Raw genomic sequence first — 15,786 nt, forward strand, 5'->3', positions numbered from 1 at the left:
CCGTACCCCCTGCGGGCATGCGGGCCGCGTTTTCGATACAGCGTTGTGCACTGCAAAACTTCCCGAATCGGCTCTTGTTGGGCGTCCGCGCCCCCGCCTAACGTCCCTGGCATCGAGCAGGCGACGCCGCCCGGACGGGCGGCCGCACTGCCGTACCCACCCGCGTCACCACCCCCACATCCACCATCGGCCCCGGTCAGGGCCTGCTGCGACGTGCCCGTCCACGACGGCGCGTCCCGGCGGCAGCTGTCGGGAGGGGAGGCTTCCCACCCATGCGTATCGTCAGACGGACCACCGCGGCCGCCGTCCTCGCCGCCACCTGTCTTGCCGCCGCCGCCTGTTCACCCGGCACCGCGGTCCCGGCCGGCGAGAAGGCCGCCGACGACAAGAGCGGCACCTTGCAGGTCTGGCTGTACAACGAGGCCGGCAACGCCGCCAAGGAGGCGGTGGTCGCCAAGGCGGTCACCGAGTTCCAGTCGGCGCACCAGGGCGTCACCGTCAACGTCAGCTACATCGACACCGACGCCTCGGCCCGCGCCGCCAAGATGAAGGGCGCGTTCAACGACCCCAACAGCGCCCCGGACCTGGTCGAGTTCGGCAACACCGACCTGCCCGGCTACGTCGCGGCCGGCGGCCTCGCCGAGATCGGCGCCGACCTCGACACCTGGGCGGCCAAGGGCGACCTGGACCCGGCGATCGCCAAGACCGCCGTGCTCGACGGCAAGACCTACGGCCTGCCGTGGTGGGTCGGCGTGCGCGCGCTGTACTACCGCACCGACCTGTTCACCGAGGCCGGACTGGCCGCGCCGACCTCCTACGACGAGCTGGTCGCCGCCACCCGGAAGATCCACGCCGCGCACTCCGACACCTTCGGCATCGCGATCGGCGGCAAGTACACCTTCGGCGCGCTGCCCTTCGTCTGGGACGCGGGCGGCGACATCGCCACCAAGGACGGCGACAAGTTCAAGGCCGCGATCGGCTCCGCCGCCTCGCAGGCCGGGGTGAAGCGCTACACGGACCTCTTCGACGAGGCCGGCTGCCCGGCGCAGCAGTGCGCGGACCTCACCGGCGGCAAGACCGTCGACCTGTTCGCGGCCGGCAAGGCCGCCATGGCGATCCTGCCCAACTCCAGCCGCAGCAAGGTGGACGCGGGTGCGGCCAAGGACAAGTACGCGGTCGTCCCGCTGCCCGGCGCCAAGGCCGGCAGCATCGCCCCGGCCTTCGCCGGCGGCAACAACCTCGGCGTGATGAAGGCGGCCAAGCACCGCACCCTGGCGGTGCAGTTCGCCCAGCTGCTGGCCGGCCCCGGTTACCAGGAGCAGATGTACGACGCGATGGGCAACCTGCCGACCCTGAAGTCGGTCAACGCCAAGGTCGCGACCAAGGACGCCTTCCTGAAGCCGTTCACCGACACCATCGCGGCCGGTACCCGCTTCGTCCCGCTGGACCAGGCCTGGGCGCAGATCGACGCGCAGGCCGTCATCCCGACCATGCTCCAGCAGGTCGTCACCGGCAGGGCGGACGTGGCGAAGGCCTCGGGCGACGCCGCCACGCAGATCACCTCGGCCTTCGCCGCCCGCTGAGCCCGCCCCGGGAATCCAGAGAGCAGGTCCCGCACGTGTCCGCACCCACCACGACCGCCCCGGCGGCGCCGCCCTCCCCGAGCGGGCGGCGCCGGGGCGCCGCGGCGGCCGCGCCCCCGCGCGGCCGCCGCCGTACCCCACTGCTGCTCCTGCTGCCGGCGGCGGTCGTCATGATCCCGCTGGTCGCCTACCCGATCTACCAGCTCGGTCTGCTGTCCGTCCTGAACTTCGGGCAGGCGCAGGCTTCCGGCGGCGTGCCGACGAGTTTCGTCGGCCTCGGCAACTACCGGAAGATCCTGAGCGACGGGCAGTTCTGGTCGGTGCTGTCGCAGACGCTCGGCTTCGCCGCGTTCTGCGTGGTCGCCACCCTGGCCGTCGGCGCCACCCTCGCGGTGCTGCTGACCAGGGTGGGCCGGGTGCCCCGGCTGGTGCTGACCACCGCCGCGATGGCGGCCTGGGCGGCGCCGGCGATGACCGGCTCGACGGTGTGGAGCTTCCTGTTCGACACCAACCTCGGTCTGGTCAACAAGACCCTGGTGAGTATCGGCCTGGACGGCTTCCACGAGTTCAACTGGTTCTACGACAAGTGGACGGCCTTCCTGATCGTCGGCGCCGTCGTCGTCTGGCACTCCTTCCCGTTCGTCATGGTGACGCTCTACGCGGGCATCAGGGCGATCCCGGGCGAGGTGCTGGAGGCGGCGGCGCTGGACGGCGCCAACACCTGGACCACCTTCCGCCGGATCACCGCCCCGATGCTCCGGCCGATCCTGACCATCGTGGTGATCCAGTCGGTCATCTGGGACTTCAAGGTCTTCACCCAGATCTATGTGATGACCGAGGGCGGCGGCATCGCCGGCCAGAACCTCGTCCTCAACGTCTACGCCTACCAGAAGGCCTTCGCCTCCTCCCAGTACGGGCTGGGCGCGGCCATCGGCGTGATCATGCTGCTGGTCCTGGTGATCCCGACCGTCCTCTACATCCGCTCGCTGCGCAGGACGGGGAACGAACTGTGAACGCCCGTAGCCGCTGGCGCCTCGGCGCCAACACCACCGCCCTGCTGGTGGCCGTCGTCACCGCCTTCCCGATCTTCTGGATGGTGCTGTCGGCCTTCAAGCCGAAGGGCGAGGTGCAGTCGCTCGACCCCCGGCCGTGGACGGCCCATCCCACCCTGGAGAGCTTCCGCCAGGTGCTGAGCGTGGACGGCTTCGGGCGGTACTTCGTCAACAGCCTGGTGATCGCGCTGTCCGTGGTGGTGCTCTCCGCACTGGTGGTCTTCCTCGCGGCGGTCGCGGTGACCAGGTTCAGGTTCCGCTTCCGCACCACCATCATGGTGATGTTCCTGATCGCCCAGATGATCCCGGTCGAGGCGCTCACCATCCCGCTGTTCTTCATGTTCCGCGACGCGGGCCGGTTCGCGCCGGGCATCGGCCTCAACACCCTGGCCTCGCTGGTCCTGGTGCAGCTGGCCTTCTCGCTGCCGTTCGGGATCTGGATGATGCGGGGCTTCGTCGCCGCGGTGCCGGTGTCGATCGAGGAGGCCGCGCAGATCGACGGCGCGAGCCGGGCCAGGATCCTCTGGACGGTGCTGCTGCCGCTGGTCGCCCCCGGGCTGGCCGCGACCAGCGTGTTCTCCTTCATCGCGGCGTGGAACGACTTCGTCTTCGCCAAGACCTTCATCATCAGCGCGACCGAGAACCAGACCCTGCCCTCCGCGCTGCTGGTGTTCTTCAAGCCGGACGAGAACGACTGGGGCGGCATCATGGCGGCCTCGACGCTGATGACCGTGCCGGTGCTGATCTTCTTCATCGCGGTGCAGCGCAAGCTGGTCTCCGGACTGGCCGGCGCCGTCAAGGATTAGGGCGCGTCTTTCGGATCGCGCCGGGCGGTCGCCGCCGGGGCACGCACCTCGCCGGCTTCTCGTCGGTCGCCGATGCTCCGCATGGACTCCCTCCTCGGCGCCGCCGATGCACGCACCCCAACGACGCCCGCTTGTCCGACGTGATCCGAAAGACGCGCCCTGGACCCGGCAGGGTCGGTCCTCCGGCGGAAAACGCCGCGACGGAGGGGCTGCGGCGGGTGTAGCGTCCGGGCCCGTGGAGGTGGGGTCCATGGACCGGGAACGTGCCGACGGGCAACTCGCGCAGATCGCCGAGACGGTGGGCCTCGCCCGCCGTCTCGGCGCACGTGTCTGGCTGCGGGGCGGCTGGGCGATGGACTTCTTCCTCGGTGCGCGGACCCGCGACCACGAGGACATCGACTGGTTCGCCCCGGCCGCCGACGCCGCCGCGCTCGCCGCCGGCCTCGGCGCCCTCGGCTACGCGCCGCTGGAGGGCGCCCCGCCGGAACAGCAGCTGGACTTCGTCAAGGACGGCCTGGAGTCGAGCTTCGCCCTGGTGGACCTCGCGCCGGACGGCCGGGTGCTGGCGGCCGGCGGGCCCTGGGCCGGGACGGCCTGGCCGGCCGGGCTGCTGGACGGTCCGCCGGGGCGGCTCGACGGACTCGTCTGCCCGGTGGTCGCCGCCGAGGCGCAGATCGAGATCAAGCGGATGATGCCGGTCTGGGACCCGCGCCGCCCCCGGCGGGCGAAGGACGCCGAGGACATCGCCCGGCTGCGGGCGGCCCTGGCGGGGGCGTAACGCCGGCCGCCCTGTGCGGCGGTTCTGCGGTGGGCGTCAGGAGACGCCGCGCGGCCGGAACTGGACGCTGATCCGGGGCCCCGCCGGCCGGGCCGTCTTGGGCACCGCGTGCTCCCAGGTCCGCTGGCAGGAGCCGCCCATCACCAGCAGGTCGCCGTGCCCCAGCCGGTGCCGCACCACCGGCCCGCCGCCGCGGGGCCGCAGCAGCAGGGCCCGGGGCTCGCCGACCGAGAGGATAGCCACCATGGTGTCCTCGCGCTCCCCGCGGCCGATCCGGTCGCCGTGCCAGGCCACGCTGTCCCGGCCGTCCCGGTAGTAGCAGAGCCCCAGCGTGCGGAAGGGCTCGCCCAGCTCGGGCCGGTAGTACCCGCTCAGTGCCGCCCGGGCCGCGCCCAGCACCGGGTGCGGCGGCGGGTCGTCCTCCCGGTAGGAGGCGAGCAGCCGGGGGACGTCCACGGTCCGCTCGTACATCTCGCGGCGCTCGGCCCGCCAGGGCACCTCGGCGGCCAGCTGTTCGAACAGCCGGTCGGCCCCGTGCAGCCAGCCGGGCAGCACGTCCACCCAGGCGCCCGCCCCCAGGACCTCCCGGCGCACCCCGGCCAGCGGCCCGAGGACCGGCCCGGCCGGCCCGGGGTCGTCGAACAGGGACGGCTGGCGGTGGACGGCGGCGGTGGTGCTCATGGCTCCAGCCTACGCCTGGAATCGAACATCTATACGAATAAAGGAGTGGGCGGGAACCCGGGGCGGGGTCGGTGAACCGATTTCTGACCAGGTGCGATCGCCTGCTACTGTTCATCACGTCGAAAGGAAACGATCTTCGCGGAGCGGGGATCGGATCGGATCGAACATGCGTCAGCGGTGCTACCAGAGCACGCCCTACTTTCAGTAGGGAGAGTCCGTGCGACCCGGGCCTGGCGCTCCAACGGAAGCGGTCGTCCCCCTCGGGGGGCGGCCGCTTCGTCGTGCTGCGCCGGAGCGGCCCCGGGGGTCCGGGTGGCGAGGCGGTCCGGGCGGCGCGGGCGGTCCGGCTGCCTTCGGTCCTATCGCACTCGTGGCTCGAAACCCATCGGCGTGGCCGACAATCGGCCAAGGTGCCGTGCCAGGTGGATCGTCCGTTCGTACGGCGTACGGGCGTCCGGGCAGCGGTGATGGTGGGTCCAGTGATCTGACGAGACGTCAAAGGATGGCCGAAAACACCGGGTTGTGGTGTGAATATGCCATTGGAATGTTCGTCGTACGAGTTCCGGCAGTAGCCTTCCGTGTCGAACCCGCCACTCGTCGTGGCGGTCCGGTCGGCGCCCGACGGCCGCGCCCTGCGCCGTGGCCTGCGCCGCTTCCTCCCCGAACCCCTCCGAAGGAGCCCGAGTGCCGGGTATCGACGAGTGCCTGTCCCAGGCGATGGCGATCGCCGGGGCCCGCGCCGCCGGTCTGATCGACTGGAGCAGCGGACTCGCCCTTGGCAGCGTCGGAGTCAGTCCGACCGGCGACCACGACACCACGGCCGCCGAGGCGACCGACCTGGTCCGGGCGGCCGTCGAGGGAGCCACCTTCACCGCTGCGGAGGACGGCAAGGCACCGTTGCAGGACATCATCCTGACTGCGGGCCGCAGTTACCACCTGCTTTGCTTCATCGATACCGTCTTCGACAGCCGTCTCGTCCTGCACCTCTGGCTGGACCGGGCCGAGGGCAACCTCGCCGGCGCCCGCTACCGGCTCCAGTCGCTCGCCGAGGAACTGGTGCTCGGATGACGAACCCCGTCACCAGCGGCCCCGCCGTCACCGCCGTCACCGACGCCCCCGCCGCCACCACCGGCACCGCCGGCACCGCCGTCACCGACGACCTCGCCGCCACCACCGGCACCCAGGTCGGCTTCCGGCCACCGGCCGGCCCGGTGGCGCCCGTGCTCCCGGTCGCCGTCGACCCCGACTGGACCCCGGGCGCGGCCGTCGAACGGCTCGCCGCCGAACGGGCCACCGGGGCCCTGCGCGGCCCCGCCGGAACCGTCTACCTCGTCGACGGCCTGGTCACCCACGCCGAGTCCGACCGGGCACCCGACCTCGCCGCCCTGCTCACCACCAGCGGCCGGCTCGACCCGGACACCTGGCGGGAGGCCGTCCACCGCTTCGGCCCGTACGCCCGGGTCGGCGAAGCCCTGGTCGAACAGGGCCGGCTCACCCGCGGCGAACTCGAACTCTGCCACCTCGGCACCCTCTACGACGCCGCCTGCTTCCTGATCGACACCCCAGCCACCCTCGTCTCCTGGACCTTCGCCCCGGGCATGCGGCACTGGCTCGGCCCGGTGGCCGCGGTCGGCGCCCACCGGCTCCGCCGCGAGGCCGAGCGGCGGCGGCACCTGCTCGACCGGATCTGGCCCTCGGAGCAGCTCGACACCGTCCCGCTGCGCCGGACCGCCGGCCAGGCCCCCGCGCCCGGGCGCCACGCCCGCCGGGTGCGGCCGCCGACCCGGCGCCAGTACGAGCTGCTGGACCGCGCGGACGGGCGGAGAACCGCCGCGGAGCTGGCCCGGCTGCTCGGCCGGTCCGCGTTCGCGACCGCGGCGGACGTCCGCCGCCTCGCCGCCGCCGGACTGCTCGCCGGGACCGGCTCCGGCGCCGTCGTCGGAGCCGGTGTCGGAGCCGTCGTGGGAGCCGGCCCCGCCGTCGGAGCCGTAGCCGGGTGCGCGGCGGGGGTCGGGCCGGGGGCCGGGCCGGGCACGGGCGTCGGGACGGTCGGCACGGTGCCGGTGCCGAGAGGGCCCCGCGGTCTGCACCGGCGCGTTCCCGGTGCGGCGCTCGCCGCGCTCACCGGCCACGCGGCGCCGTCCCCGCCGTCCCCGCCCGCTCCGACGGTCCCGCGTGCTCCGACGGCTCCGTCCGTACCGGCGCAGGCCGCGTCCGGGCCGAGGACCACCGCCCTCCCGCTCACCGCCGCCGACCCCGACATAGCGCTGCTGATCCGGGTCCGAACCCTTCTGGAGGCCAGACTTTGAACCACTCCCCGCCCGCGACGCCCCCCGCACGGCCATGAGGCGGGCGCTCAAGCAGCGTGTCGGAAGGAGACAACTGATCGCCTTGGAGACCGAGCTGCTGGCCGAACTCCGCGCCATCAAGCACCGGGTACCGCACCTCGCCGGAGGTCTGGTGGCCAGCGTGGACGGCCTGTTGGTCGCCCACGACACCCACGGGACCGAGCCCTCGGGCCTGGCGGCGATGACCGCGGCCTCGCTCAGCCTGGCCCAACGGCTCGCCGACAGTACCGGCCAGGGCGAGTTCCGCGAGTCCCTGGTCCGAGGTGAGCACGGCTATGTCGCCACCTACGCGGCGGGAGGGAGCTGCGTGCTCACCCTCCTCGCCCACCCGGACGCGAACGTCGGCCGCCTGCACCTGGAGGCCCGCCGTTCCGCCCAGCGCATCACCGCGCTCCTGAACGACACGCTCCTGCCCAAGGACGCCCGGGAGTACTGACACCCGCCCCGGGCCTTCCGGCGGGGCGATCCGTCGACCGACCGCTGTACTGCCCTGTCGCTCCACCGATGCACCGCTCTACCGCTCTACCGCTCAACCGCTCAACCGCTCTACCGATATACCGACTTTCTCGGCGTACTGACGCACCGACGAACTGGAGACAGTGACATGACCGACGCCGCAGGCGCGCTCAAGCAGGCCATGACCGTGATCGAGGGCGCCATCGGCGCGGCCCTGGTCGACTACAACAGCGGCATGGCGCTCGCGACCCTCGACGGCCCCGGCGGCTTCGACCTCAACGTCGCCGCCGCCGGCAACACCGACGTGGTCCGGGCCAAGATGCGCACCATGGACATGCTCGGCCTGGGTGACGGGATCGAGGACATCCTCATCACCCTCAGCAGCCAGTACCACCTGATCCGCCCGCTCACCGGCCGCAGCGGCAAGGGTCTCTTCCTCTACCTGGCACTGGACAAGGGCCGGGCGAACCTGGCGATGGCCCGCCACCAGCTCACCAAGGTCGAGGCCGAGCTGGAGGTCTGACCGGCGCCCGTCCGGTGGCTGTGCTCCCCGGCGGCCGACCGGTGGCTGTGCTCCCCGGCGGCCGACCGGACCGAGCAGTGGTCCGGTCGGCCGCCGGTGCGGCGTCGTCCGTGGGCGGCTCCGGGGACCGGTGGGACGCCGCCCGTCCCCGGGGCAAGACCAGGAGCTCAGCCGGCCGGGTACCCGCCGACCAGTTCGGCCGGGCCGCCCGGCCGGTTCCGTGCCGCCAGCGCGGCCGCCGTCCGCGCCCAGACCGCGGGCGCCAGCAGCGCCCGTGCCTCCGCAGGCGCGCAGAGCCGCCACTCGACCAGCTCCTCGGGGGCCAGCACGATCGACGACAGCAACTCCTCGTCCACCGTGCCCCCGTCGAACAGGTAGACCAGGCGGGCGGTGTCGCTGTCCGCGGCCGGATCCGCCGCGCGCCCCGGCATCCAGTCCAGGGCCAGCAGCCGACCCGGCTCGCGGGACCAGCTCAACTCCTCCCTGACCTCCCGCCGCGCCGCCGCCCGGGGCAGTTCCCGGTCCGCCTCGACACCGCCGCCCGGCAGCGTCCAGTGCGGTACCTCGCCGCCGGGAAGGTCCCACGGCCGCAGCCGTACCAGCAGGACCCGGCCCTCCGGGTCGGTGAACACCGTCCGTGCCTTGGCCCGGATCCGCGGGAGCCCGGCGATGTAGGCGTGCCGGTCCAGCAGTGGTGGGGCGTCGCCGGCCGCCGGGCCGTCCGTCGTCGGCGGCCACCACGGGGACAGCTCCGACAGCCCCGCCGGGCCGGTGTACTCCGGCACCGGGCCGGGCTTCAGCACATCGAGGACCTGCCCGACCGGGTGACCGTCCTCCAGTTCCAGTGGCCCGGCCGCGCGGGGCGCCCGCAGACAGGCCGTCACCCGCCGGGAGAGCCGGGGCGGCAGCGCGCGGCCCGCCTGCTCCGGCGTCAGCCAGGCCCAGCCGCCCACCTCGGCCCGGTCCGGGGTGAACGCCGCCGCCTGCTCCGGCGTCAGCGGCTCGGCCCAGTACAGGTGGGCTGCGATCGGCGGTCGGTGGTCGTCCAGGGTCCAGTCCAGGCAGGCCAGCGGCCCCAGCCGAGGTGTGAAACCGAGCTCCTCCTCGATCTCGCGCACCGCCGTCCGCCGCGGCGAGCCGTCCTGCGGGTCCCAACCCCCGCCCGGCACCGCCACCGGGTGCCTCCGGTCGTACGGCAACCGCACCACCAGCACCCGCCCCCGCCCGTCCGGGAACAGCACCCCCGCCGCCGCCAGCAACTCCTGCCCCGAAGCCCTCGAAGCCTCCGCCACCATCCGTACCCCCTCCGTTTGTCCGGTCACGTGTCACGACACCCCGCCCCACCGCCCCGGTTCCCCACCGTCCCGAGATCCCGAGCGCAGGGCCTGCTGTTCGACCTCGGACCTCGTCGTCCAACACGCCGCCGCCACCATGACCACCTGGGCCGGTGGAAGACCTCGTCATCGGTAGGGAGCTGTCGCGTCTCCCGGGGGCTTCTGCGACCGCCCCAGGTCAGGTCACGTCAGGCCGGGGCCCGGGGAGGGCGGCGAGGGCGGTGGTGGTGGCCTGGGTCATGCGGTGGTCCTGGCGGTCGGTGGTGCCGCGCAGGCGGGCGCAGCCCTCGACGGCGGCGAGGGCCAGCAGGCCGGGGAGGAGGTCGGTGCTGCGGTCGAGGACCCAGCGGGTGCCGCGGGTGGCCATCCACCAGAGGTCGGCCAGGGTGCCGGGTGCGGGCTCGGCCGGTTCCGGGGTGGGGGCGGGGCCGAGCGGGTGGGCGGTGGTGGCGAGCAGGTCGTGGAACCCGCGGGCGATCAGGTGGTGGCCCTCGGCGCTCGGGTGCAGGCGGTCGACGCTGAGCAGTCGGCGCTCCGCCGTCCACGGCAGCTCGGCGAGGTGCAGGTGGACGGCCCGGTGGCGGACGGCGAGTGCGTGCACCACGGTGTTCACCGCGCGCATCCGCCGGGCCAGCGGTCGGGCGAGCGGGCGGGGCAGCCGCAGCAGGGTGCCCGGATCCGGCAGGCAGGCCGTCAGCACCACGGCGCCGCTGTCGGTGAGCCGGCCGAGGACGGTGTCGAGGGCCAGGGCGGTGCGTTCCACGTCGAAGCCGGACCGCAGGGTGTCGTTGCCGCCCGCCACCACGGCGGCGAACTGCGGGCGCAGCGCGAGGGCCGCCGGCAGCTGCTCCGCGGTGAGGTCGGTGGTGAGTGCGCCGCTGCGCGCGAGGTTGGTGAACTCGACCCCGGTCTGCGGCGGGGCCAGCGACCGGGCGAGCAGGGCCGCCCAGCCGCGCCATCCGTCGGCGATCGGGTCGCCGATGCCCTGGGTGAGGGAGTCGCCGAGGGCGACGAACCGCACCGCTTCGCCGGTCGCCCGCCCGCCCGGGCGGGCCGCTCCCCGTGCGGCACCGGGTAGGGTGTCGCCTCCGCCGTCCCCGTCCACCGCCGCGATCGTGTTCATCGCACCTCCTACCGTTCCCGGACGCTCCGGCCCGGCCGTTCCCTGTCGCTGTCGTGCGGAATTGCTGTCCTGCTGTCCTGTCGCCCCGCTGCCCGCCCGGTGCCTCAGCCCGTTGTGACCGGGGCCGTGCCGTGGGCGGCGAGGAAGGCCGTGACCGCCGTCGGCCAGCCGTAGCGTTCGGCCTGGTCACGGGCGGCGGCGCGGCGGTCCGGTTCGGGGCGGGCGAGGAGTTCGCGCACCGCCTCCGCGAAGCCCGCGCCGGTCGGCTCGGCGGCCACGCCGGCGGTGCCGACCAGTTCGGGCAGGGCCGCGCCCCGGTTGACGGCGACCGGGGTGCCGCAGGCGAGGGCCTCCAGCGCGGCCAGGCCGAAGGTCTCCACCGGTCCCGGCGCGAGCACCACGTCCGCGCAGCCGAGCAGTCGGGCGACGGCCGCCCGCCCGGCCAGGTGGCCGAGGAAGTGCACGGGCAGTCGGCGCCGGGCGGCCGAGGCCGCGAGCCGGGAGCGCAGCGGCCCGGTGCCGGCCACCGCCAGCACGGCCCCGGGTCCGGGTTCGGTGGACCGGAGCGCTTCCAGGGCGTCGAGCGCGAGCTCGGGGTGTTTCTCGGTGGAGAGCCGGGAACAGAGCACCAGCAGCACCTGGTCCGGTTCCGCGTACCGGGCGCGTTCGGCGGCCCGGGTGTCGTCGTCCGGCGGGCGGAGGGCGGCGAGGTCGACTCCGAGCGGGGCGCGGGCGAGGTTCCGCACGCCCAGGCGGCGGAATTCGGCGGCGGCCCAGTCCGTCGTGCAGATCACCGTGTCGTAGGACCGGGCGGTCCGGCCGTTGAGCCGGTTCGCGACGGATCCCGCGACCGGGCCGGGCAGGCCCCAGGTGCGCAGCAGTCCGACGGCGCTCTCGTGCGAGACCATCGCGGCGCGCACACCGTGCCGCCGGGCCCAGGCGCCCGTCCACCGCAGGGTGGTGCGGTCGGAGACCTCCAGCCGGTCGGGGGCGAGCCGTTCGAGTTCGGCGGCCACCGCCCGGCGGTCGGTGAGCAGTCGGTAGCCGCCGCTGCCGGGGAGCACGGGGCCGGGCAGGGTGACGACCAGGCCCTGCTCGTCCTCCTCGACGGCGCGGCGCTCCCCGGGCACGACGAGTACGGGGGTGTGCCCGGCGGCGCGGTAGCCCGCGCCGAGGTGGCGCAGGGCGGTCCGCAGTCCGCCGGAGACCGGGGTGACGAAGTTGGCCACCCGGACGATCCGGAGCGGGCCGGTGGTCATGCGGGCAGTTCCTCCGTCAGCGGGACGGTCGGCGGCGGCGGGGTCGGGAGGACGACCGGCGGCGGGACGGGGCCCGGGGCCGGGAGGGTGTCCGCCACGGCGGCCCCCGCGACGTCCGCCCCCGCCAGGTCCGCGACCGCCACCCCGCGGTGCTCCGCCAGCACCTCGGCGTAGTGCCGCAGCAGCAGGTCCCCGACCGCCTCCCAGGTGCGCGCCGTCACCTCCGCCCGCCCGGCGCGCCCGTACGCGGCCCGCAGTTCCGCGTCCCCGGCCAGGGCCGTCACCGCCCGGGCCACCGCCGTGCCGTCGCGGGGCGGGACGAGCAGGCCGGTGCGGTGGTGCGCCACCAGGTCGAGCGGTCCGCCGGCGGCCGGGCCGATCACCGGGACCCCGCTGGCCATCGCCTCCTGGATGGTCTGGCAGAAGGTCTCCAGCGGTCCGGTGTGCACGAACACGTCCAGGGTCGCGAAACATCGGGCCAGTTCCTCGCCGGTGCGCCGGCCGAGGAAGACCGCGCCCGGCATGGCGGCCTTCAGCCCGGGCGCGGAGGGCCCGTCACCGATGACCACCACCCGGACGCCGGGCAGGGTCGCGGTCTCGGCCAGCAGGTCCACCCGCTTCTCCGGCGCGAGCCGTCCGACGTACCCGACCAGCACCTCGCCGCCGGGGGCGAGCGCCCGGTGCAGCGCCTCGTCGCGGTGGCGGGGGTGGAAGCGGGCCGAGTCCACGCCGCGCGGCCACAGCTGCACCCGGGACACCCCGTGCGCGGTGAGGTCCTGGGCGGCGGGGGTGGACGGCGCGAGGGTCCGGGCGGCGAGACCGTGGACGGTGCGGATCCGGTGCCAGGCGGCGGCCTCGCCGAGCCCTCGCCCGGCCCGGTAGGCGTGCGCGTACCCGGCGAGGTCGGTCTGGTAGACGGCGACGACCGGCAGGCCGAGCCGGGTGGCGACCTGCGCGCCGCGCGCGCCGAGCACGAACGGGCTGGCCAGGTGGACCAGGTCGGGCCGGTGGCCCTGGATCGCGGCGGCCAACTGGCGGCTCGGCAGCGCGATCCTGACCTGCGGATAGCCGGGCAGCGGGACGGAGGGCACCCGCACCACCGGCAGCTCGTCCGGCACGCCGCCGGCGCCGAAGGTGTGCGAGGGGCTCTGCGCGCCGCGCGCGGGCGCCGGGGTGACGACGAGCGGCTGGTGTCCCCGGCGGAGCAGGTGCTCGGCGGTCCGCAGCACGCTGTGGGCGACGCCGTTGACCTCGGGGGGAAAGGATTCGGTGACGATGACGACACGCATGCCAGTGTTCTGTCCGGGGCCGGCGTGCAGGCGGCCAAAGGGATCTGTCGTACAAACGAACGCGGGTCGGCGAATTGTGCCACCGACCCGCGTCCCGCCCTCCCCGGGGCATCAGCGAGACGTCACCGAGACGTCGACGAGCCGCTCAGGCCGCTCCGGCGGCCGCCTCCTTCAGCTCCGCGTAGGGCGCGAGCTTGCGGATCGACTCGATGCTCTTGAGGCAGTCGTCCCGGTTCTCCTGCGGGTCGCCGGTCACCACGATCGTCCCGTTGCTCGACTTGAGTCGGAACCGGTGCATGCCAGTGTCGTCGGTGTACAGCTCGAACTTGCCGGCCATGAAGTGTTCGCCTTTCCTTACGGTGACCCCCTCGCAACGCAACGTAGGGGCAAATCCCTTGCCGCGCATGTCAGATGAGGCATCGGGGGGTTACGCCGAACGGGTCCCGGCCGCCGACGGCTCGGCCGGTCCCGCGCCCTACGTCGGTCAGTCGCGGTAGAGGGTGTAGGCCGCGGCCTCGACGGCGTCGGCCGCGGCGTCCCCCAGGAAGAGCCGACGCAGCAGACGCACCACGTCGTCCAGGGACACCTCCGCCTCCACCTGCACCCGGATCCGCGAGTCGCTCCGCACCTGGCGAACGATGTCGTTCTTCGACAACTCCCTGCCCATGACTGCTCCCTCGATCGGTCCTCCGGCGCGGTCGGTCCCCCGCGCCGTCGGTGTCGAGCGAATCACCCGACCGCGAGCGGGACTCGGTCAGCTGAGGGAAAGCGGCGAGTCCGGTCGGGACCGGTCGGAACGCACCGCCGCCGGGGCCGCCGCGCGGGCGGCACGACTGGCGGGGCCCCGGACGCCCGGCGCAGGCTGGGAGGGGGACGGCTCGGGGACCGAGGAGCGCGGTTCATGGACGACACCGAGACGGAGGTCCTGGTGGTGGGCGCCGGACCGGTCGGGCTGACGGCCGCCGCCGAACTGCGCCGCCGAGGCGTCGGGTGCCGGATCGTCGACCGGCTGGACCGGCCGCAGCCGTACGCCAAGGCCGTCGGCCTCCAGCCCCGCACCCTGGAGGTGTGGGAGGCGATGGGGCTGGTCGGCCGGGTCCTCGACGAGGCCGTGCCGCTGCTCGGCCAGCTCACCTTCGTCGACGGCCGGCCCGGCCCGGGGCTGGAGCTGGAGCTGCCCGCCGAGGTGCCCTACCGGTTCGCCGCGCTCCCGCAGGACACCACCGAGCGGCTGCTCACCGAGTACCTGGCCGGCTTCGGGACGCGGGTCGAGCGCGGCACCGAGCTGCTCGGCCTGGAGCAGGGCGACGACCGTGTCCGGGCCTCGCTCGACACCCCGGACGGCCCGGCGGAGCTGTCCGCGCGGTACGTGCTGGGCTGCGACGGCGCGCACAGCCGGGTGCGCCGCGCGATCGGCGTCGACTTCGCGGGCGACGCCTTCCCGGAGCGGTACATGCTCGGGGACGTCGAGGTCGACTGGGACCTGCCCGGGGGCTACGGCGTGCGCTGCCTGCGCCGCTCCGGGGACGGCACGCCCGACGACGTGCTCGTCTGCATCCCGCTGCCGGGGCACCGGCGCTACCGGATGTCGATGCTGGTCCCGCCGGGGCCGGAGGACGCGGCGGACGGCGTCGCGGCCGGGGAGGTCGTTCACGGTCCGGCGGGCGGACAGGGGCCCGGGCTGGCGGACATCCAGGCGGTGCTGGACCGGCTCTCGCCCCGGCCCGCCACGGCGGGGGCGCTGCGCTGGTCCTCGGTCTTCCGGATCAGCCACCGGCTGGCCGACCGGTACCGGGTCGGGCGGGTGTTCCTGGCCGGCGACGCCGCGCACATCCACCCGCCCACCGGGGCCCAGGGCCTCGACACCGGTGTGCAGGACGCCTACAACCTGGCCTGGAAGCTCGCGCTCGCGCTGCGCGGGGCCGCCGCCGACGGGCTGCTCGACAGCTACCACGCCGAGCGCCACCCGGTCGGGGCGGAGGTGGTCGGCCGCACCGTGCGGCACGCCCGGGGCGAGGCGGACACCGAGGACCTCACCACGGTGCTGCTGCGCCAGGCCCAGCTGCTGGTGAACTACCGGGGCGGACCGCTCGGTGACGAGGGCGACGCGACCGGCGCCGGACCGCGGGCGGGGGACCGCGTGCCGGACTGTGCCGGGCTGGAGCGGCCGCTCACCGCCTTCCCCCAGCGGCTGTTCGACCTGCTGCGGGCCGGTCCGAACCACGTGCTGCTGCTGTACGCGGGAGCCGGGGCCGACGGCGAGGCGCGGGCGGAGCGCCTGCACGCGCTCGCCGACGCGGCCCGCGCGGCGGCGCACGGCCTGCTGGACATCCAGGTGCTGCTGGCCGGGGGCGTAGCGGCGCCGCCGGAGGGGCTGCTGCTGCCGTACGCGCGGGACGCCGCCGGCTCGTTCCGCGCCGCCTGCGCACCGGCCGACGGCGAGGCGTTCCTCGTTCGCCCGGACGGCTACCTGGGCACCCGGCTGCCCGACCCGACCCCCGCCGCCCTGACCGGTCACCTGCGCCGCACCTTCCGGTAGCCGGTAGCCGGTAGC

General features: G+C 74.5%; 16 protein-coding genes. 9 read left to right on the forward strand and 7 right to left on the reverse strand.

Annotated features, from left to right (window positions below; translation table 11 throughout):
- The first annotated feature begins 272 nt into the window (after nt 1–272).
- The 4 genes from OG715_RS35675 to OG715_RS35690 all read left to right on the forward strand — a co-directional run bounded on the left by OG715_RS35675 (nt 273) and on the right by OG715_RS35690 (nt 4,219).
- On the forward strand, nt 273–1,583 hold the full coding sequence (locus tag OG715_RS35675) for an extracellular solute-binding protein (RefSeq protein WP_266273142.1): 1,311 nt from the start codon (nt 273–275) through the stop codon (nt 1,581–1,583).
- Between the two features lie 35 nt (nt 1,584–1,618).
- Nucleotides 1,619–2,596 (forward strand): carbohydrate ABC transporter permease, encoded by a 978-nt coding sequence (locus tag OG715_RS35680; protein WP_266273141.1) that lies wholly within the window; start codon nt 1,619–1,621, stop codon nt 2,594–2,596.
- Nucleotides 2,593–3,441 (forward strand): carbohydrate ABC transporter permease, encoded by an 849-nt coding sequence (locus OG715_RS35685; RefSeq protein WP_266273140.1) that lies wholly within the window; start codon nt 2,593–2,595, stop codon nt 3,439–3,441. Before OG715_RS35680 ends, OG715_RS35685 begins: the two co-directional genes overlap by 4 nt.
- A gap of 250 nt (nt 3,442–3,691) precedes the next feature.
- Entirely contained in the window at nt 3,692–4,219 is a 528-nt protein-coding gene (locus tag OG715_RS35690; protein WP_266273139.1) for a nucleotidyltransferase domain-containing protein, read from the forward strand.
- Nucleotides 4,220–4,255: 36 nt separating this feature from the next.
- On the opposite strand, the gene OG715_RS35695 is transcribed toward OG715_RS35690, so the two are convergent.
- Nucleotides 4,256–4,900, reverse strand: a complete 645-nt coding sequence (locus OG715_RS35695) for an alpha-ketoglutarate-dependent dioxygenase AlkB (RefSeq protein WP_266273138.1) — start codon at nt 4,898–4,900, stop codon at nt 4,256–4,258.
- A gap of 684 nt (nt 4,901–5,584) precedes the next feature.
- On the opposite strand from OG715_RS35695, the gene OG715_RS35700 reads away from it, so the two are divergent.
- The 4 genes from OG715_RS35700 (at nt 5,585) to OG715_RS35715 (ending at nt 8,227) form a co-directional block, all read left to right on the forward strand.
- Nucleotides 5,585–5,968, forward strand: a complete 384-nt coding sequence (locus tag OG715_RS35700; protein ID WP_030396327.1) for a hypothetical protein — start codon at nt 5,585–5,587, stop codon at nt 5,966–5,968.
- Complete coding sequence (locus tag OG715_RS35705) at nt 5,965–7,209, forward strand: hypothetical protein (RefSeq protein ID WP_266273137.1); 1,245 nt, start codon at nt 5,965–5,967, stop codon at nt 7,207–7,209. Before OG715_RS35700 ends, OG715_RS35705 begins: the two co-directional genes overlap by 4 nt.
- A gap of 34 nt (nt 7,210–7,243) precedes the next feature.
- A complete protein-coding gene (locus tag OG715_RS35710) occupies nt 7,244–7,684 on the forward strand; it encodes a roadblock/LC7 domain-containing protein (protein WP_051742631.1) in 441 nt (146 codons plus the stop codon).
- 168 nt (nt 7,685–7,852) lie between these two features.
- Nucleotides 7,853–8,227: a hypothetical protein gene (locus OG715_RS35715; protein ID WP_266273136.1), complete on the forward strand. Its 375-nt coding sequence runs from the start codon at nt 7,853–7,855 to the stop codon at nt 8,225–8,227.
- A 167-nt stretch (nt 8,228–8,394) separates the two neighbouring features.
- Here OG715_RS35715 and OG715_RS35720 read toward each other — a convergent pair whose 3' ends face one another.
- The 6 genes from OG715_RS35720 to OG715_RS35745 all read right to left on the reverse strand — a co-directional run bounded on the left by OG715_RS35720 (nt 8,395) and on the right by OG715_RS35745 (nt 13,899).
- Complete coding sequence (locus OG715_RS35720; RefSeq protein WP_327064182.1) at nt 8,395–9,549, reverse strand: NUDIX hydrolase; 1,155 nt, start codon at nt 9,547–9,549, stop codon at nt 8,395–8,397.
- Between the two features lie 190 nt (nt 9,550–9,739).
- Entirely contained in the window at nt 9,740–10,684 is a 945-nt protein-coding gene (locus OG715_RS35725; RefSeq protein ID WP_266273134.1) for an SGNH/GDSL hydrolase family protein, read from the reverse strand.
- Between the two features lie 104 nt (nt 10,685–10,788).
- Nucleotides 10,789–11,943, reverse strand: coding sequence for a glycosyltransferase (locus OG715_RS35730; RefSeq protein WP_266273133.1), 1,155 nt, complete (start codon nt 11,941–11,943; stop codon nt 10,789–10,791).
- Nucleotides 11,940–13,232: a glycosyltransferase family 4 protein gene (locus OG715_RS35735; protein ID WP_266273132.1), complete on the reverse strand. Its 1,293-nt coding sequence runs from the start codon at nt 13,230–13,232 to the stop codon at nt 11,940–11,942. The genes OG715_RS35730 and OG715_RS35735 overlap by 4 nt, the downstream gene beginning before the upstream one ends.
- Nucleotides 13,233–13,377: 145 nt before the next feature.
- Nucleotides 13,378–13,569 carry a YegP family protein gene (locus OG715_RS35740; RefSeq protein WP_266273131.1) on the reverse strand — a complete coding sequence of 64 codons (192 nt, stop codon included), beginning with the start codon at nt 13,567–13,569 and terminating at the stop codon, nt 13,378–13,380.
- A 147-nt stretch (nt 13,570–13,716) separates the two neighbouring features.
- Complete coding sequence (locus OG715_RS35745) at nt 13,717–13,899, reverse strand: hypothetical protein (RefSeq protein ID WP_266273130.1); 183 nt, start codon at nt 13,897–13,899, stop codon at nt 13,717–13,719.
- Nucleotides 13,900–14,133: 234 nt separating this feature from the next.
- Between OG715_RS35745 and OG715_RS35750 the strand changes: the two genes are divergently transcribed.
- Nucleotides 14,134–15,771, forward strand: a complete 1,638-nt coding sequence (locus tag OG715_RS35750) for an FAD-dependent monooxygenase (RefSeq protein ID WP_266273129.1) — start codon at nt 14,134–14,136, stop codon at nt 15,769–15,771.
- Nucleotides 15,772–15,786: the final 15 nt, after the last annotated feature.

The sequence above is a fragment of the Kitasatospora purpeofusca genome, assembly GCF_036010405.1.
Lineage (GTDB): Bacteria > Actinomycetota > Actinomycetes > Streptomycetales > Streptomycetaceae > Kitasatospora > Kitasatospora purpeofusca.